This is a genomic window from Streptomyces sp. SAS_272 (assembly GCF_052543235.1).
In genome coordinates this window covers 56675-74521 of sequence record NZ_JBMNDR010000007.1, presented here as the reverse complement: position 1 = coordinate 74521, position 17847 = coordinate 56675, and the positions used below count along the sequence as shown (strand labels likewise).

General features: G+C 69.5%; 14 protein-coding genes. 5 read left to right on the top strand and 9 right to left on the bottom strand.

Annotated features, from left to right (window positions below; translation table 11 throughout):
• Positions 1-58: 58 nt before the first annotated feature.
• The 4 genes from rsmG to ACN6LD_RS07435 all read left to right on the top strand — a co-directional run bounded on the left by rsmG (position 59) and on the right by ACN6LD_RS07435 (position 4138).
• A complete protein-coding gene (rsmG, locus tag ACN6LD_RS07450; RefSeq protein WP_306950475.1) occupies positions 59-775 on the top strand; it encodes a 16S rRNA (guanine(527)-N(7))-methyltransferase RsmG in 717 nt (238 codons plus the stop codon).
• A gap of 249 nt (positions 776-1024) precedes the next feature.
• On the top strand, positions 1025-2098 hold the full coding sequence (locus ACN6LD_RS07445; protein WP_319188084.1) for an AAA family ATPase: 1074 nt from the start codon (positions 1025-1027) through the stop codon (positions 2096-2098).
• Positions 2095-3192, top strand: a complete 1098-nt coding sequence (locus ACN6LD_RS07440) for a ParB/RepB/Spo0J family partition protein (protein WP_319188067.1) — start codon at positions 2095-2097, stop codon at positions 3190-3192. Before ACN6LD_RS07445 ends, ACN6LD_RS07440 begins: the two co-directional genes overlap by 4 nt.
• A gap of 328 nt (positions 3193-3520) precedes the next feature.
• Positions 3521-4138, top strand: a complete 618-nt coding sequence (locus tag ACN6LD_RS07435) for a GNAT family N-acetyltransferase (RefSeq protein WP_319188065.1) — start codon at positions 3521-3523, stop codon at positions 4136-4138.
• Between the two features lie 126 nt (positions 4139-4264).
• Here ACN6LD_RS07435 and trxA read toward each other — a convergent pair whose 3' ends face one another.
• The 7 genes from trxA to ACN6LD_RS07400 form a co-directional block, all read right to left on the bottom strand.
• Positions 4265-4597: a thioredoxin gene (gene trxA / locus ACN6LD_RS07430; protein WP_057576621.1), complete on the bottom strand. Its 333-nt coding sequence runs from the start codon at positions 4595-4597 to the stop codon at positions 4265-4267.
• 43 nt (positions 4598-4640) lie between these two features.
• A complete protein-coding gene (gene trxB, locus ACN6LD_RS07425; protein WP_319188063.1) occupies positions 4641-5609 on the bottom strand; it encodes a thioredoxin-disulfide reductase in 969 nt (322 codons plus the stop codon).
• A 191-nt stretch (positions 5610-5800) separates the two neighbouring features.
• The gene (locus ACN6LD_RS07420; RefSeq protein ID WP_445042735.1) at positions 5801-6745 is read right to left on the bottom strand and encodes an anti-sigma factor family protein; all 945 of its coding nucleotides are present in this window, start codon (positions 6743-6745) and stop codon (positions 5801-5803) included.
• The gene (gene sigM, locus ACN6LD_RS07415) at positions 6742-7488 is read right to left on the bottom strand and encodes an RNA polymerase sigma factor SigM (RefSeq protein WP_319188059.1); all 747 of its coding nucleotides are present in this window, start codon (positions 7486-7488) and stop codon (positions 6742-6744) included. Before sigM ends, ACN6LD_RS07420 begins: the two co-directional genes overlap by 4 nt.
• Before the next feature lie 26 nt (positions 7489-7514).
• Positions 7515-9230 (bottom strand): protein kinase family protein, encoded by a 1716-nt coding sequence (locus tag ACN6LD_RS07410; protein WP_319188058.1) that lies wholly within the window; start codon positions 9228-9230, stop codon positions 7515-7517.
• 138 nt (positions 9231-9368) lie between these two features.
• A complete protein-coding gene (gene murJ / locus ACN6LD_RS07405; protein ID WP_445042734.1) occupies positions 9369-11657 on the bottom strand; it encodes a murein biosynthesis integral membrane protein MurJ in 2289 nt (762 codons plus the stop codon).
• Positions 11658-11701: 44 nt separating this feature from the next.
• Positions 11702-14113, bottom strand: coding sequence for a DUF6049 family protein (locus tag ACN6LD_RS07400; RefSeq protein ID WP_445042733.1), 2412 nt, complete (start codon positions 14111-14113; stop codon positions 11702-11704).
• Positions 14114-14381: 268 nt separating this feature from the next.
• Between ACN6LD_RS07400 and ACN6LD_RS07395 the strand changes: the two genes are divergently transcribed.
• Entirely contained in the window at positions 14382-15848 is a 1467-nt protein-coding gene (locus ACN6LD_RS07395; protein WP_319188053.1) for a CCA tRNA nucleotidyltransferase, read from the top strand.
• 110 nt (positions 15849-15958) lie between these two features.
• Here the strand turns inward: ACN6LD_RS07395 and ACN6LD_RS07390 are convergent, their stop codons facing one another.
• Complete coding sequence (locus ACN6LD_RS07390) at positions 15959-16459, bottom strand: LppU/SCO3897 family protein (RefSeq protein ID WP_445042732.1); 501 nt, start codon at positions 16457-16459, stop codon at positions 15959-15961.
• A 109-nt stretch (positions 16460-16568) separates the two neighbouring features.
• Entirely contained in the window at positions 16569-17846 is a 1278-nt protein-coding gene (locus ACN6LD_RS07385) for an MFS transporter (RefSeq protein WP_445042731.1), read from the bottom strand.
• Position 17847: the final 1 nt, after the last annotated feature.

Genomic DNA, 17847 nt, shown 5'->3' with positions numbered 1-17847 from the left:
CTGGTAGTTCTGGTGGTCGGCGCTCGAAGCGCTGATGCGGTACGGAAGGACGGTCCCCGTGACGGAGGCAGCGGAGCTCCCCTCTGCGCCCGATGTGGCACGCGAGGTATTCGGCGATCGCTTCGATGATGCGGTCCGATACGCCGAGCTGCTGGCTGAGGCAGGTGTGCAGCGCGGGCTCATCGGCCCGCGCGAGGTGCCTCGCCTGTGGGAGAGGCACCTGTTGAACTGCGCGGTGCTCTCCGAGGTCGTGCCGGAAGGTGTGACGGTGTGCGACGTGGGCTCGGGTGCCGGGCTGCCCGGCATCCCCCTGGCGCTCGTGAGGGAGGATCTGAAGATCACCTTGCTCGAGCCACTGCTGCGCCGCACCAACTTTCTCACCGAGGTCGTCGAACTTCTGGGGCTGGACCATGTGACGGTCGCCCGTGGCCGCGCCGAGGAGGTCATGGGCTCGATGCCACCGGTCCACGTGGTGACCGCCCGGGCTGTGGCACCCCTGGACCGGCTCGCCACCTGGGGCATCCCCCTGCTGCGGCCCTACGGTGAGATGCTCGCCCTCAAGGGCGACACCGCCGAGGAGGAGCTGAAGAGCGCGGCCACCGCTCTGAGCAAGCTGGGCGCGGTGGGCACCTCCATCCTGCAGGTCGGTGAAGGGGTCGTCGATCCGCTGTCCACGGTGGTGCGGGTCGAGGTCGGGGAGAGCCCGGGCGGCGTGCGGTTCGCGGCCAAGCGGGCCAAGGCCGCGCGGACCGGCCGGACCCGGCGACGCCGCTGAGGCCTACTCCACACAAGCTGCCCATCCCCCTCGTCGCGGAGTGTCGCAACGGTCCGGCCGCAGGCGCTGTGCATCGTGTTTCACGTGAAACGTCGCTCACTGCTCCACGGCATCATCAGTCGCGGCCGCGCCGCAGCCGAACCCCGTGACCGCAAGCCTCTCGGTTCACTCGATGAGGTGCGCGAGTTGCCCACAGAGGCGGATTTCTCCACAGAAGACCAGGCCTCACTGGTTCACGACCCCGAAGACATGGGAGGCTCTGTTCATTGCGAGCCTGAAGTCGAGGAGAGTGAAGCCTTGCGGTCCGACGCCAACATCGCGGGACCGATGACCGATCCGGTCCCCGGTCCCCGTGCCGAGTCGTTCGGGGAGGATGTTTCACGTGAAACACCGCCTCCGATGGATGACACCCCGATCGGTCGTGCTGCCCAACTCGCGGTGGAGGCTCTGGGCCGCGCCGGCGAGGGTCTGCCACGCCCCGAGCAGACCCGTGTGATCGTCGTCGCCAACCAGAAGGGCGGTGTGGGCAAGACGACGACGACCGTCAACCTTGCCGCGTCGCTGGCGCTGCACGGCGGTCGTGTCCTGGTGGTCGACCTCGACCCGCAAGGCAACGCGTCCACGGCGCTGGGGATCGATCACCACGCCGAGGTCCCGTCCATCTACGACGTGCTGGTGGACAGCCGCCCGCTGGCGGAGGTTGTCCAGCCCGTCCCCGATGTAGAAGGCCTCTTCTGCGCCCCGGCCACGATCGACCTGGCCGGCGCGGAGATCGAACTGGTCTCCCTGGTGGCCCGTGAAAGCCGACTGCAGAGAGCGATCCAGGCGTACGAGCAGCCGTTGGACTACATCCTCATCGACTGTCCGCCCTCCCTCGGCCTGCTGACGGTCAACGCGCTCGTTGCCGGTGCCGAGGTCCTGATCCCGATCCAGTGCGAGTACTACGCGCTGGAGGGACTGGGACAGTTGCTGCGCAACGTCGACCTGGTGCGGGGGCACCTCAACCCCACCCTGCATGTGTCGACCATTCTGCTCACCATGTACGACGGCCGGACGCGCCTTGCGTCACAGGTCGCCGAAGAGGTGCGCACCCACTTCGGTGAGGAGGTGCTGCGGACGAGCATTCCCCGCTCGGTCCGCATCTCCGAAGCACCGAGCTACGGGCAGACGGTGCTGACCTACGATCCCGGATCGAGCGGCGCCCTCTCCTATCTTGAGGCAGCACGAGAGCTCGCGCTGAAGGGCGTAGGGGTCAGCTATGACGCCACGCACGCCCATATCGGCGCTCAGAACAACCCGAACATGGTGGAGGGCGTCCAGTGAGTGAGCGACGGAGGGGGTTGGGCCGTGGTCTTGGTGCGCTGATCCCCGCTGCCCCGACGGAGAAGACGCCGGCTCAAGCCGCGGTCGGCGGAGGGTCCACCTCCCCCGCAGCGGTGCCGGTGCTGACGACCGACCGGGGGGTGGCCGCGGCGAAGGTGGCCACGCTGCCGGCTGTTTCACGTGAAACAGAAGAATCGTCCGCGAGCAGCGTCCTCGAGACACCTGCGCCGCCCGTCGGCGCATACTTCGCCGAGATCCCCCTCGACCACATCACGCCGAACCCGCGCCAGCCGCGTGAGGTCTTCGACGAGGATGCCCTGCATGAGCTCATCACCTCCATCCAGGAGGTCGGACTCCTCCAGCCGGTCGTGGTGCGTCAGCTCGGCCCCGGGCGCTACGAGCTCATCATGGGCGAGCGACGCTGGCGGGCCTGCCGCGAGGCCGGCCTGGAGGCCATCCCGGCGATCGTGCGCGCCACGGACGACGAGAAGCTGCTTCTGGACGCCCTCCTGGAGAACCTCCACCGGGCTCAGCTGAATCCCTTGGAAGAGGCGGCCGCCTACGACCAGCTGCTCAAGGACTTCAACTGCACGCATGACCAGCTGGCAGACCGCATCGGGCGGTCCCGTCCGCAGGTCTCCAACACGCTGCGCCTTCTGAAGCTCTCGCCGGCGGTTCAGCGTCGGGTCGCGGCCGGCGTGCTCTCCGCGGGTCACGCTCGGGCGCTGCTCTCGGTAGATGACTCGGAGGAGCAGGACCGGCTGGCCCACCGCATCGTTGCCGAGGGGCTCTCGGTGCGAGCGGTCGAGGAGATCGTGACCCTGATGGGCTCGCGTCCGCAGACGGCTCAGCGAGCCAAGGGGCCGCGGGCCGGCGGCCGGCTGTCGCCGGCGCTGACCAACCTCGCCACTCGCCTCTCGGACCGTTTCGAGACGCGGGTGAAGGTCGATCTGGGACAGAAGAAGGGCAAGATCACGGTCGAGTTCGCCTCTATGGAGGACCTCGAGCGCATCCTCGGAACGCTTGCTCCTGGAGAGGGGCCCGTGCTGCCGAAGGGCGTCATGGACGACGGCGCGGAGGGGACGGAAGACTGAGCGGCGTCTCGGCCCGGGCAGTATGGGGCTGAGGAGCCGGTGAGCGAGCCGTGTCCGGTTGTCTACCGGAACACGGCTCGCTCTTTGCTTGCGGGCAGTGTTGATGGTCTCGCATGGTGGATACGATGCGGAGAGGTTGTGGCGCATCCACCTGGCAGTACCTCGGAGCGGGAGGCGAGGGCATGCGAACGATGAGCCGGACGGGACTGGTGAGCGCAGGACTGGGACTGGGGGCCGTCGGCGGATTCGTCGGCAGTCTGCTCAGGGAACGGGGCGCTCTGACAGCCGCTCGCGAAACCGCGGGCGAAGGAAGCGAGGAACAGCCTTCATGGGGCGTCGGCTCGTACCGCTCACGCTGGACAACCTTCAGGACCTTCCCAGACGCTGTCGCTCGTGTGTCTTCTGGGAACTGGATCCCGTCAGGGGTGAGGCCGCGGTAAAGGCGGGGACATCCGCCCTGGAAAAGGAGTCCTGGATCTCCGCCGTCCTGTTGGACTGGGGATCCTGCGGCAGGGTCGTCTATGTGGACGACATCCCGGTGGGGTTCGTTCTCTACGCGCCACCCGCCTACGTGCCCCGCTCGACGGCTTTTCCCACGAGCCCCGTGTCGCCGGACGCTGTGCAGCTGATGACGGCGTTCATCATGCCGGGATACCAGGGGCAGGGCCTCGGCCGTGTGATGGTCCAGACGGTCGCCAAGGATCTGCTCCACCGGGGCTTCAAGGCGATCGAGGCGTTCGGCGACGCCCACTGGTCCGGGCCGGCCTGTGTGCTGCCTGCCGATCATCTGCTGGCGGTGGGCTTCAAGACGATGCGCTCGCACCCCGCGCATCCCCGCTTGAGGCTGGAGCTGCGGACGACGCTGTCCTGGAAGGAAGACGTGGAGATGGCTCTCGACCGGCTGCTGGGGGCCGTCCAGAAGGAGCCCGCGTTGCGGCCTCTGTAGCGCGCCGTCGCGGGCCGGGCGTCATCGGCGGGCTGATGTTTCACGTGAAACGTGTGTGGGCCGACCCCTCAGGGCCGGCCCACACACGTTTCACGTGTCGCTGCGCTGTGTCTCACCCGCAGAGCGTCACTCGGAGATGAAGGTCTCCAGGTCGCGTACGAGCGCGGCCTTCGGCTTGGCGCCGACGATCGTCTTGGCGACCTCGCCGCCCTGGTACACATTCAGGGTCGGGATCGACATGACACCGTACTTGGCAGCCGTGGCCGGGTTCTCGTCGATGTTGAGCTTGACGATCTCGATCTTCTCGCCGTGCTCGGCGGCGATCGCCTCGAGAGAGGGAGCGATCTGGCGGCACGGACCGCACCACTCGGCCCAGAAGTCCACCAGGACGGGCTTGTCGCTCTTGAGGACGACCTCTTCGAAGTCGGCGTCGGTCACATTCTTCAGGGTGCCGGCCACAGGGGGCTCCTTATTTCTCTGTGCGGTGGGGCGGGGCGGGGGGTCAGACAGCGGTCTTCTCGGGCTCGGCCTGCTCCTCGTCCGCGAGCGCGGCGAGGTAGCGCTCAGCGTCGAGGGCCGAGGAACAGCCGGTGCCGGCTGCGGTGATCGCCTGGCGGTAGGTGTGGTCCACGACGTCGCCGGCGGCGAAGACACCGGTGAGGTTGGTGCGGGTGGACGGCGCGGCGACCTTCAGGTAGCCCTCCTCGTCGAGGTCGAGCTGTCCCTTGAAGAGCTCCGTGCGCGGGTCGTGGCCGATGGCGATGAACAGACCGGTCACCGCCAGGTCCGACAGCTCGCCGGTCTTGAGGTTGCGAAGCTTCAGCCCGGCCAGCTTCGGGTCACCGTGGATCTCCGCGACCTCGCTGTCCCAGATGAACTTGATCTTCGGGTCGGCGAACGCACGCTCCTGCATCGCCTTGGAGGCGCGCAGCGTGTCACGGCGGTGGACGATCGTCACGGACTTGGCGAACCGAGAGAGGAACGTGGCCTCCTCCATCGCGGTGTCACCGCCGCCGATCACGGCGATGTCCTGGTCCTTGAAGAAGAAGCCGTCACAGGTGGCACACCAGGAGACACCGCGGCCGGACAGGGCGTCCTCGTTCGGCAGGCCCAGCTTGCGGTGCTGGGATCCGGTGGTCACGATGACGGCCTTGGCGCGGTGGATCGTGCCGGCGGTGTCCGTGACGGTCTTGATCTCACCGGTGAGGTCCACGGAGACGATGTCGTCGGGGATCAGCTCGGCACCGAAGCGCTCGGCCTGGGCGCGCATGTTGTCCATGAGCTCGGGGCCCATGATGCCGTCCTGGAAGCCGGGAAAGTTCTCGACCTCGGTGGTGTTCATCAGAGCACCGCCCGCGGTGACGGCGCCTTCGAACACCAGCGGCTTCAGCGACGCGCGCGCGGTGTACAGCGCGGCGGTGTAGCCGGCCGGACCGGAGCCGATGATGATCACGTTACGGACGTCGCTCACGGCTGGATTCCTCGTCTCTGGGGACTGCATCGGTCGAGCGGTGGGAGCCACTTGGACTCTCACCCCACCCAACGGATCCTAAGGGGCGCGCATTCCCGGTGTGTCCGGGCACACGGAGGGATGAGACCGCAGGGAACGCCGACGGAGAGACGCTGCAGGACAGCGGGTGTCGGTGACGGGGGAAATCCGCGTCAGTGACGGGGGTAAGAGGTCGTCAGGAGAACGTCGGCCGGACTTGCCGACGGGTGCGTCACACAGGCCTTGTCCACGATGTAGGCGTCGACCCGTGCGCTGTCCGATGGGTCGGGGAGCACGACGAGCAGAGCTGCCGTCCCTTGGTATGTGCCCTCTTCGGTGGCGAGAGCCGTGTCGTTGCGTCCGATCCCCTGCTGGACGCACGACGGAACCGTGGGCTGTCGCAGGACCCGGGGCGATCCGTTGCCGGTCTCGCTGCCGGTCTCTCCCAGGATGCCCTTGCTCTGCGGGGTGCGGGAGACTCCGGCCTTGGCCAGGAGAGCGGCGACCTGGCCCTCGAGCTTGCTCGAGGAGAAGGTGTCCGGCACGGCGGTCTGATGCGCCGAGACGCCTGGGCTCCCGCCGTCCGTGAGGGACGACACCAGGACGGAGCCGAGTCCCAGCGCGGCCGCGGCGAAGACCGCGCCGAGGACGGCTGCCTGGCGGCGACCGAGCCGCTTGCGGTTCTTGCGGTCCCTGTGGCCCTCCTGGCCCTTGTGGAGCTTTCGGCCCGGCCCCGTGGTTGCGCTGCGGGCATGTCCCGAGGGGCGGCCGGACGCCGCCGCTGTTTCACGTGAAACACCGGCCGCTTCCGTGTCGGCGGTGACGGAGGCGGACGCCTCGTCGGCACCGTCGCCGGGGGGTGCGGCGCTCAGCAGGGCCTCGGCGGCGAGGGCGGCGTCGATACGGCGGGCGACGTCGTCCGGCATCCGCGGCGGTTCGGGCAGAGCGCCGAGGAGGCCCTGGATCTCCTCCAGCGAAGCGTGGACGTCCGCGCAGAGGGCGCAGGAGTCCAGGTGCCGGCGGACCGCGGAGCTTCGGGCGGGATCGAGAAGGCCCTCGGTGAGGTCGGAGATCTCTGTGACATCCGGGTGCCCGGTCGTGTCCGTCGTCGATGTCACGCCCGCCCACCTCCGCCCTTCACAGCAGCTGAATCGCCCGTACCGGCGCTGTCCGGATCCTCGACGTGAGGTTCCGCTGCCGGTGGGACGGATGCTCCCTGCGCCCGGTTCCGTCCTGGACCGCTTTCTCTTCTGCCGGCCTCGGGATTCTTGTCGGCGTCACCGCCGCCCGGCCTCAGATGGGTGAGCAGGGGCAGGAGTCTCGCTCGGCCACGGGCGCAGCGGCTCTTGACCGTCCCGGTCGGCACGTCGAGCACGCGGGCGGCCTCGGCGACGGGGTAGCCCTGCATGTCCACGAGGACCAGTGCGGCCCGCTGATCGGGCGGGAGGGTGCCGAGCGCCTCGATGAGCTGGCGGTGCAGGTCGTTGCGTTCCGCGGGGGCGGACGCGGACTCGTGCGGCTCCAGCAACTGCTCGAGCCGCTCGGCGTCGTCGACCGGCGAGGTCTTGCGGGAAGCGGCTTTGCGGGCCCGGTCCAGACAGGCGTTGACCGTGATGCGGTGCAGCCAGGTCGTGACGGCGGACTGGCCGCGGAAGGTGTGGGCGGCCCGGTAGGCGGACACGAGGGCGTCCTGGACGGCGTCAGCGGCTTCCTCGCGGTCTCCCAGCGTACGCAGGGCCACCGCCCAGAGGCGGTCACGATGACGCCGCACAAGCTCACCGAAGGCGTCGGGATCACCCTCGACGTGGCGGGCGAGGAGGTCCATGTCGCTCATCGCGTCATGTGCGGCGCTGTCCGCCATGGGCCTCTTCCCCCTCCGCTGAGACGTCAGCCCGTGAACTTCACGTCGGTGATGGCCTGCTTGTAGCCGGCGCCGGTCCACTGGTCGCCGGCGTTGTTGGGCGCGGCGGTGATCCATACGAGAACGTACCGCGTCTTCACCGCCGTCTTGGCGGGAATCTTCAGTTCCCGACCGGACGTCCGGGCTTCGGCGATCTTCTTCATGGACGACAGCGGGGCCGACGACGAGAGCGAGTCGGCCGCGTACAGGCCCGCGGCGGTGTAGTCGCCGGTGTAGAGAAGCCCTATGGAGACTGCCGAGACGTCCTTCTCCGAGCCGAGGTCGTAGACGATGCCGACCCCCTTCTTGTACGGCGCGAGCACGGGCCCCTCTTCGAAGGAGCGCGACCGCCAGTACGTCGAACTGTCGCCGTCGTAGGTGAGCTTCGCGTCGTTGGCGTGCTGCGGGGTGCCGTCCGGGTAGTACTCGGCGGCGTCGTGGATCTTGAGTACCGTGACCGGCTTGGGCGCCGTGCTGTTCTTGTCGCCCTCGTCCGTCGTCTGTGTCTGGTTGGTGTCGTCGGGCTTGCTCTGGTCCATCAGGGCGTCCGCGAGCTGCCAGCTGCCGAGTCCGAGCGCGGCAATGAGGAGGGCGGAGACCGCCCACTTCAGGGCCTTGCCGGTGCGGCTCTGCAGCGGAGGCGGCGGCACCGGCACACGCTGTGTGGCGCCCGGATGCGGCGCGGGGCGGCCGTAGGTGCCCTGTTGGTACGTCGTGCGCTGGTACTCCGGCGGTGCGGTGAACGCCGGCTCCGGCGGGCGGATGCGGGGCATCTCGCCGATCGCCTTCACCAGCTCCTCCGGCGTCGTGCAGGCGGCCTCGTGCCGGGAGGCGGTCGCGCCGTCGTTGACGAGCGCGCGCATGGACAGCTCCGACAGCCCGCGGTGGACGCCGGCGCGCACCTGGTCGGGGGCGATCAGCCCGACGTCCTTGGGCAGGCCGGACAGCCCGTAGGCGTCGTTCTCGTAGGGCCAGCGCTGGGTGAGCGCCGCGTAGAGCAGGGCGCCGATCGCCTCGGTGTCGGTGCGCTGCGGAGTGTCGGTGGCGACGCCGCGCAGGGCGGCGTTCACGGCGAGGCCGCGGATGCGCCACTGCCCCGAGGAGGTGCGCAGCACGGCGTTGGGGTTCAGCCGCAGATGCGACAGGCCTTCGCGGTGTGCCGCGGCCATCGCGGAGGCGATCTGACTGACCATCTGGTAGGCGTCGTGCGGCTCCAGTGGACCGGCCGCGAGCAGCGCGGTCAGTTCGGTGGCGTCGGGCAGCCACTCGTGGACCACGTAGACGAGGTCGTTCTCCTCGACGGCGTCCAGCACCTGGACGAAGCGCGGATCGCCGAGCAGGGCTGAGGAGCGGGCCGCGGCCAGCACCGAACGGGCCCGTGAGTGGTCCGCGGGCAGGATGTGGACGCCCACGGCCCGGCGGAGTTTCTCGTCGACCGCACGCCAACTGCTGAAACCGTCCAGACGGGTGACGCACTCTTCGAGGCGGTAGCGTCTGGCGAGCTTGTGACCGCTGTGCAGTTCCGGCGGTGAGGCCTTTCCGGGATGTTCCGTCCCGCCGCTCCCCTGTGCCTCGTCGCTGTCCGTGTCCTGCTCCCGGTTCTTGACCACCCCGTCGGCCGTGGACTGGTCCGCTTGTGCGGTCAGCGGCTCGTCACCGCTGTTGTCTGCCACGTCGACGGCAGCTGTGCTCCGTTCCGCCACCGTCGTTCCTGCCTCCCCATCCATTGCGCGCCGTCCGACCCCGTGCGCGCCGTCCGACGCCGAACCCAATTGTGCCCACAGTCCGCCGCTATGCACGACACGCGGCGGCGGGCGATGGTTGTGCGACTACCCCTTGTCTCAACGACCCAGGCGTCCGCGCACCATACCGACGAGAGAGTTGAGCTCCTCGATGCGCATGCGGCGGGCGGCGACGAAGAAGACGCCGAGCAGCAGCGCCCCGCCGGCCAGCAGCGCGGCGAACGAGCCCAGGACGCCCTGACCGAGGCTGTGGCCGATGGCGTAGCAGGCCGCGCCGCTGATCAGGGCCGCCGGTACGGAGGCGATGCACAGCCGGGCGTACGTGCGCAGGACGTGGGAGCCGTCGAGGTCCCCGCCCAGCCGCTTGCGCAGCCGGTTCCAGGCGACGCCGACGCCGATCGCGTACGCCAGGCCGTAGGAGGCGGCCATGCCGACCACCGCCCAGCGGGCGGGGAGGACGAAGTAGCAGACCGCCGAGGCACTCGCGTTGACCGCGGCCACGATGACCGTGTTGTAGAACGGGGTGCGGGTGTCCTCGTAGGCGTAGAAGGCGCGCAGGACGACGTACTGCACGGAGTAGGGGATCAGACCGACGCCGAAGGCCATCAGCATGAACCCCATGTTCGTGGCCTCGCCGGTGCCCGAGGAGCCGAAGATCAGCGTGCACATCGGGATGCCGAGCGCGAGGAAGCCGAAGGCGATCGGCACGATCGCGACCGCGGTGGTGCGAAGGCCCTGCGAGATGTCGTCGCGGACGGCGCCGCCGTCGCCCTCGGCGGCCGAGCGGGAGATGCGGGGCAGCAGCGCGGCCATCAGCGAGACGGTGATGATGGCCTGCGGCAGTCCCCAGATGAGCTGGGCGTTTGCATAGGCCGCGAAGCCGGTGCCGTCGACCGGCGAGTCCTTGCCCGCCGACGTGGACAGCTGGGTGACGACGAGTGCGCCGGCCTGGTTGGCCAGGACGAACAGGACGGTCCACTTGGCGAGGGTCGCCGCCTTGCCGAGGCCGTGGCCCTTCCAGTCGAAGCGCAGCCGCAGCCGGAACCCGGTCTCGCGCAGGTACGGGATCATCGCGAGGGCCTGCACGACCAGGCCGAGCAGGACGCCGACGCCGAGCAGCCGCTCGGCCTCCGGCGGGATGGTGGTGACCTTCATGCCCGAGTCGGCGGAGGTGCCGTAGACCCAGATGAACATGCCCAGCGTCACGATGATGACGATGTTGTTGAGGACCGGCGTCCACATCATCGCGCCGAACTTCCCGCGCGCGTTGAGGATCTGACCCATCACCACGTGCACGCCCATGAAGAAGATCGAGGGCAGGAAGTAGCGGACGAAGGTGACGCCTACCTCGTTGGCCGCCGGGTCGCTGGCCACCGAGTCGGACAGCAGACGGATCAGCACGGGCGCGGCGGCGATCGCGGCGACGGTGAGCACGCCGAGCGCCACCATGACCAGCGTGAGCAGGCGGTTGGCGAAGGCCTCGCCGCCGTCCTCGTCCTCCTTCATCGCGCGCACGAGCTGCGGCACGAAGACGGAGTTGAGGCCGCCGCCGACGGTCAGGATGTAGATCATCGTCGGCAGCTGGTAGGCGACCTGGAAGGTGTCGCCGAGGAGGCCGACCCCGAGCGCCGAGACGATCAGCGCGGAACGGACGAAGCCGGTGAGGCGGGAGACCATCGTGCCCGCCGCCATGACGGCGCTGGACTTCAGCAGGCCCGCGGCGCGTCCGCCCTTCTTCGGGGCGGCCGCAGCGTCGGGCACGGGAGCGGCGTCGGGCGTGGCGGTGAGGTTCATCGTCTGGTCCACCGCGGGCGACGGGGACGCCGGGGCCTGGTAGCGGGCAGCCGCGGTCGGGCCGCCGGGAGCCTGTGCCGGGCCCGGCACAGCCGGGGGCTCCGCCGAGCCGGCCTGCTGCGGGTGGCCGCTCTGCTGCTGGTCCCGGAAGAGATGGGCGAAGGCGTCGGGCTGGTGCTGCTGCTCGCCGGAGTGCGTCACCAGGTCGTCGACGCCGACGAACTGGGTGGTGCGCGGGTCGTCGCCGTAGGGCAGGTACTGGGTGGGGCCGTCAGGCTCGGGCGCCGGGGTCTGGGCCCACATACGCGGGTCGGGGGCGTACGGGGACTGTGGAGGCGTGCCGTACAGCGGCTGCGGCGGCTGGTGGGCGCCCGGGGGCGGCGGAGGGTGCGCGGCACGGTCGTAGAGCGCCTCGGCGACCGGGTCCTGCGCGGTGAGGTCCTGGGACCGGTAGGGATCCTGGTCGTAGGCGTCCTGGAGGTACATGTCCGCGGGGTGCTGCGGCGGCACCTGCCCGTTCTCGGGCGGCATGCCCTCGGGAGGGCCCGAGCCGCCCGCGGCCTGGCCGCGGTCACCCTCGTACGGCGCGTTCATGGTTACCCCACCTCATCGTCCCGGGCCCACCGGCCACGACATCCTCAACGGTCCACTCTCTCACCCGTGCCGGACGGGTCCGCGCTTTCCGCTGCGGTGTCCGGTGTCCCGTCACTCGGCTGCTGCGGGTCGTCCGCACCGGTCGGGGCGCCGGACTCCTCCCCGGCGTGCCCCACGGAATCCCCGGGGTTCTCCGGCCCGGCGCCGGGCTCGCCCGACCCGTCGGAACCGGCTTCCGGGTCGGCCTCACCGGCTTCCCGGGCCTCGTCCGGCTCCTCGGCCCGCCGGGCCGCGGCGCGCTTGCGCTGGGTGTACATGCGGAAGCCCGCCAGCACGAGGAGCAGGACGCCGCCGCCGATGACCAGCATCACCGTGGCCGTGATCTCGGTGACCTTCACCTCGAAGGCGACCGCCTTGCCGTACTTCTGTCCGTCCTCGGTGTACAGCTGCGCGATCACCCGTGTCTGACCGTTGACGTTGGCCGACGTGGTGAACTTCACCGTCGACGTGTGCCCGCCGGAGATGGTGACGCGCTGCTCGCTGTAGTCGTAGCCGCCGATCTCCAGGCGGGTCGGGTTGGTCGACGTGAGCCGCAGAATCAGGTGGTCGACGCCCTGGACCAGGTTGTTCTGCACGGTCACCGGGATGGTGGCGCTGCGCCCGGAGAGCTTCGTGTCCGACTTGTCGATCAGCTTGACCTGACCGGTGAGCGTGTCGAGGTACGCCCGCACGCTCTGCCGGAACGCGCTCGCGGCGGTACTGCGGCCTCGCCAGGACGTGGACATCTCGCGGTTTATGGCCCGCCCGAAGGGGGTCACCACGCGGGCTTCCCGGGCGAGAATCACCTTGAAGTTGTCGAGTTCTTCCTGGGTCTCGGCCATCTGCTCGAAGGCCGACCGGGGGAGCTGCTGCTTGCGCAGCGCGGAGGGGTACGCCTTTTTCGGCGGGACCGTGGTGCTGGCGCGCGGATCGGGCTTGGTCTTGGCGGTCGCCGTGAGCTGCTGGGCCTGCGACCAGGTGGCGGACTGGAGCGTCGTGAGGGCCTGCGCCAGCGCCCTGGCCTGGGCGGCGGTCTGCAGGCGCTGCGGGGCGACGAGGATGCTGCGCTGCTTGTCCGTCTGCAGGTTCAGCTCGAGGCTCTGGGCGAGGAACTGCTGCACGGCGAGCGTGGTCGCGGAGGCCCTCGTCAGATCGCCCTGGAACACCGTCGACAGCCGTGCGTCCGCCACCACCGCCGTGATGCCGCCGCCGATCGGCCGGGCCGCGGACGGCGTGTACGAGAGGTCGCCGTCCGTCAGGCTGTCGCTGCGCGCGATCACCTTGTCGGCGCCGGCGGAGGTGGCGACCTTCACGATCGAGGGGTCGACGGCGCCTTCCACCGGCCAGGCGTAGTCGGTGCTCGGGGTCACGTGGAGCACTGTCTCCACCGTGGTGGCTGCGACGTCGGTGGCGGCCTTGAGCTGGTTCAGCGAGCCGGTGACGCCGGTGCCGTTGTGCGCGAGCGAGGCCAGGTCCGGGTCCGCGAAGGGCAGCGCCACGACTTCCCTGCCGGTCACCGCGCTCTGCAGATCGGCGAGCCACTGCTTCGCGACCGCCTGCCGGGTGCCGGCCGTGGTGGTGTCGCCCTCGCCGCGGATCCGGTAGCTGCCGGTCATGGCGTCGACGGACGCCAGCAGGTCCGGGTCGATCACCCAAGTGACGTCGAGGTCCCTGCCGAGGCTCAGGAGCTGGTCGAGGCGGCCGCCGGGAGCGATCTCCCGGGCCAGGTCGTCGTTGAGGAAAACCGGCGTCTGCTGGGCGTTCGAGCCGGTCTCCGCCGTCATGTGGACGCTGGACGTCAGCGGCCACAGCACAGTCGTCCGGGTGCGGGTGTCCGCGGTGTCGGGCTGCCACGGCAGGAAGGTCCGCTGGACGCCCAGCACCTGCTCCCACTGCCTGGCCGACGTCTCCCCGGACAGGGTGACGCTCAGCGGGTAGACGCCGTCCTTGTCGAGGTCGAGCTTGTCGACCGGGACGGCGATGGTGAAGTGCTCGGCGACGCCCGGCGCGAGCTCGGCGAACCCGGCGACGTACTTGCCGCCCACTTCGGTGCCCTCGGCGGGGAGGGCGTCCGCGTGGTCGGCGGCACTGTCGATCGCCGAGCGGGTGGTGAGCGGCGAGCCCACGCTCAGGCCCACGTGGGCGTCGGTGACCGCCTGCTTGCCGTTGTTGGTGACCGTGCCGGAGACGGTCACCGTGTCCCCGTCGCCGGGAGCGGCGGGGGTGAGCGAGTCGACGGCGACAGCCACGGTTCCCGCGTCCGAGGAGTCCTTGGCGGCGGACTGGCCGGCGGCCTGCGCGGGCAGCTGAAGGAGACCGGCCAGCAGGGGCGCCCCGGCGAGCAGTGCGCCGGTGCGCCGCAGCCACCGGCGGGCAGGTGAGGGATGCATCCCCGGGAAGTCTGCCGCCTCGGCCACGCGTTCGCCCGTCCCTCGTCGTCGTCAGTGGTCGTCGGAATGTGCGTCCACGCATGGTAACGATGCGCGCTGAGGGGAAGTGCCGCGGAGTCCGCCACAAGATCGTGAAAGAACGGTGGGCGGTCCGCTGTGTGCCGGTATGCAGTCGGACGTTCTAGTAGCCGCTTATGGGCATCAAATACCGAGGTTGCACCCTTACCCCAGGGTACGTCCGGCCGCACCGAAACAGGGCGGCCTCGGCCCGCCGGGCCACGTACCCTCTTCTGTTGTGCCGAACGCCAACGAAGACAACCTCAGCGCCCTGAGCCAGGTGCAGCACCGTGCGGTGAGCGAACTCCTGCGGGTCGCCCCTGTCGCCGACGACCTCGCCCGCCGTTTCCAGGAGGCCGGGTTCTCCCTCGCCCTGGTCGGCGGCTCGGTCCGGGACGCTTTGCTCGACCGGCTCGGCAACGATCTGGACTTCACGACGGACGCCCGGCCCGAGGACATCCTGAAGATCGTGCGTCCCTGGGCGGACTCCGTGTGGGAGGTCGGGATCGCCTTCGGCACCGTGGGGCTTCAGAAGGAGGCCCGCGTCGAAGGCGTCGACCGGTGCTTCCAGATCGAGGTCACCACCTACCGTTCGGAGGCGTACGACCGCACCTCGCGCAAGCCCGAGGTGTCGTACGGGGACTCCATCGAGCAGGACCTAGTCCGGCGCGACTTCACCGTGAACGCCATGGCCGTGGCGCTGCCCGAGAAGGAGTTCATCGACCCGCACGGCGGACTCGGCGACCTCGCGGCGCGGGTTCTGCGCACTCCGGGCACGCCGGAGGATTCCTTCTCGGACGACCCGCTGCGCATGATGCGCGCCGCCCGTTTCGCCGCCCAGCTGGACTTCGAGGTCGCCGCCGAGGTCGTCACGGCGATGACGGAGATGGCCGGCCGTATCGAGATCGTCTCGGCCGAGCGGGTACGGGACGAGCTGAACAAGCTGATCCTCTCCGCGCACCCGCGCAAGGGGCTGGCCCTGCTGGCCGACACAGGCATCGCCGGTCATGTGCTGCCCGAGCTGCCCGCTCTGCGGTTGGAGAGCGACGAGCACCACCGGCACAAGGACGTCTACGAGCACACGTTGATCGTCCTCGAGCAGGCGATCGACCTGGAGGAGGACGGCCCTGACCTCGTGCTGAGGCTCGCGGCGCTGCTGCATGACATCGGCAAGCCGCGCACCCGCCGATTCGAGAAGGACGGCCGCGTCTCGTTCCATCACCACGAGGTGGTCGGAGCGAAGATGACGAAGAAGCGCATGACGGCCCTGAAGTACTCCAACGAGCTGGTGAAGGACGTCTCACGGCTGGTCGAACTCCACCTGCGCTTCCACGGGTACGGCATGGGCGAGTGGACGGACTCCGCGGTGCGCCGCTATGTCCGGGACGCCGGACCGCTCCTGGAGCGCCTCCACAAGCTGACCCGCTCGGACTGCACCACGCGGAACAAGCGCAAGGCGGTATCGCTCTCGAGGGCGTACGACGGGCTGGAGGAGCGCATCGCCCAGCTGAAGGAGAAGGAGCAACTGGACGCGATCCGCCCCGACCTCGACGGCAACCAGATCATGGAGATCCTGGGCGTCGGCCCTGGCCCCGCCATCGGTAACGCGTACAAGCATCTGCTCGAGCTGCGCCTGGAGCACGGGCCGATGGAACACGACGCCGCGGTGACCGCCCTCAAGCAGTGGTGGGCCGAGCAGGGCTGAGATCGCGACGCGGGCCATGTTTCACGTGAAACATGACCCAGGGTGGCCTGGCCGCCCCACATGCGAAGGGGCGGTGTTTCACGTGAAACACCGCCCCTTCGCGCACTGCCTTACTTCTTCGCGTAGTCCTTCAGGCAGAGCAGGAAGTTGCTGCCGTCGCCGGTCTCGGTGTACGAGTACTGGAAGTCCTTGGCCTCGGCCTTGCACTTGCTGTCCGCCGTGAGCTCCGTGAACGAGCCCTTGACCTTCGCGAGCACGATGTACTGCGCCTGCGAGGAGTCGCACTTGACGACCTCGAGGTCGGGGTCGTTGTCGTTGCTGTTGCCCCGGTGCATGCAGTCGCCGACCGCTGCCGTCTTGGCGTCGTCCTGGCTCGATATGTAGGCGAAGATGGCCGCGCCGATGACCGCGACCACGATGACGATGTTCTTGATCAGCTTGAAGCTGACCTTGCGGCGCGGCGGCTCGGGAGGAACGGCGCCGAAGGGAGCAGTACCCGGCTGGGGGTAGCCGCCCTGCGGCGGGTAGGGCGCCTGGCCCTGGGGCTGGCCGTAGGGCTGCTGGCCCTGCTGCGCAAACGGGTTCTGGCCCTGGGGCGGCGGAGTCGACACTTGGGGGTCCCCCTAGAAACATAGGTGTGGCGCGAAATCACTCGCGAAGTAAGACGCACGTAAGTTACCGGGCCCCACTGACAACGCCGTACCTGAGGGGGAGTCTGTGTCATTGATGTGACACACGGCGACGTACAAAGCGGGCCATAGCGCAAGCATTTGCTCCGTAGATAACGGAGATCGTGACCACCAGCGCGGCGGAACGGCCGTCAGGCGGCAGCATCAGGGCGGAGATTGCGGCTGCGCCGACGAACGCGACGTTGAACAGAACGTCGTAGAAAGAGAAGATCCGGCCGCGGAAGCCGTCCTCCACACGGGACTGGACGACGGTGTCGGTGGCGATCTTCGCGCCTTGGGTTGCCAGCCCCAGAGCGAACGCGGCGACGAACGCGGCGGTGCGGGCGAAGGGGAGCATCAACAGGGGCTCCAGGACCATGGCCGCCGCGGAACAGACGACGATCCAGCGGAGTGGGCCCAGCCGTCCCACCGCCGCGGGCGTCACCACCGCCGCGACGAAGAAGCCGGCTCCGGAGACGCCCACCGCGACCCCCAGCAGGGCCAGTCCGTCGTCCGGGTCGGACGACCATGCGTACCGGCACAGCATCAGCACCATGACGGTCAGCGCGCCGTAGCAGAACCGCATCAAGGAGATCGAGACGAGCGCCCATGCGGCCTCTCTGCGCCGCGGCTCGGACAGATGACGCACGCCGGCCGAGAAGCCGCGGGCGGTGCCCCTGAGCGCAGCCGCCAGCCGGGGCCGGGCCTGCGCACGATCGGGCCCGAGCAGATCCGCCGCTATGGACAGGGACATGAGCGCAGCGCACAGATACAGCGCGCACGCCAGGAGCACCACCGCCGCATCGGAGTCCGCGACCACCAGTCGGACGACGAAGGCGAGACCACCGCCCGAGACCGCGGCCAGCGTCCCGGCCGTCGGCGAAAGGGAGTTGGCCGTCACCAGGCGCTCGCCGTCGACCACGCGCGGAAGGGCCGCGGACAGTCCGGCGAGGACGAAGCGGTTGACCGCGGTGACGCACAGCGCGGAGGCGTAGAAGAGCCAGTCGGGCACCTGGCCGACCATCAGGGCGGCCGTCGCGGACGCCAGCAGGGCGCGCAGCAGGTTGCCGTGGAGGAAGACCTGCCGGCGGCGCCAGCGGTCCAGGAGGACGCCGGCGAAGGGGCCGACCAGTGAATAGGGCAGAAGCAGGACCGCCATGGCGGAGGCGATCGCGGTGGCCGACGCCTGTTTCTCCGGGGAGAACACGACGTAGGTGGCGAGGGCGACCTGGTAGACGCCGTCCGCGCACTGGGAGAGCAGCCGCACGGCGAGCAGGCGACGGAAGTTCCCGAAGCGCAGCAGGACGCGCAGATCACGGACGACGGCCATG

Bases quoted from the DNA above. Each gene is read 5' to 3' on its own strand.
- murJ (WP_445042734.1), bottom strand. From the start codon at position 11,657: ATGAACGCGCCGTACGAGGGTGACCGCGGCCAGGCCGCGGGCGGCTCG.
- ACN6LD_RS07385 (WP_445042731.1), bottom strand. From the start codon at position 17,846: ATGGCCGTCGTCCGTGATCTGCGCGTCCTGCTGCGCTTCGGGAACTTC.
- ACN6LD_RS07435 (WP_319188065.1), top strand. From the start codon at position 3,521: ATGGGGCGTCGGCTCGTACCGCTCACGCTGGACAACCTTCAGGACCTT.
- sigM (WP_319188059.1), bottom strand. From the start codon at position 7,488: ATGGCGGACAGCGCCGCACATGACGCGATGAGCGACATGGACCTCCTC.
- ACN6LD_RS07445 (WP_319188084.1), top strand. From the start codon at position 1,025: ATGGGAGGCTCTGTTCATTGCGAGCCTGAAGTCGAGGAGAGTGAAGCC.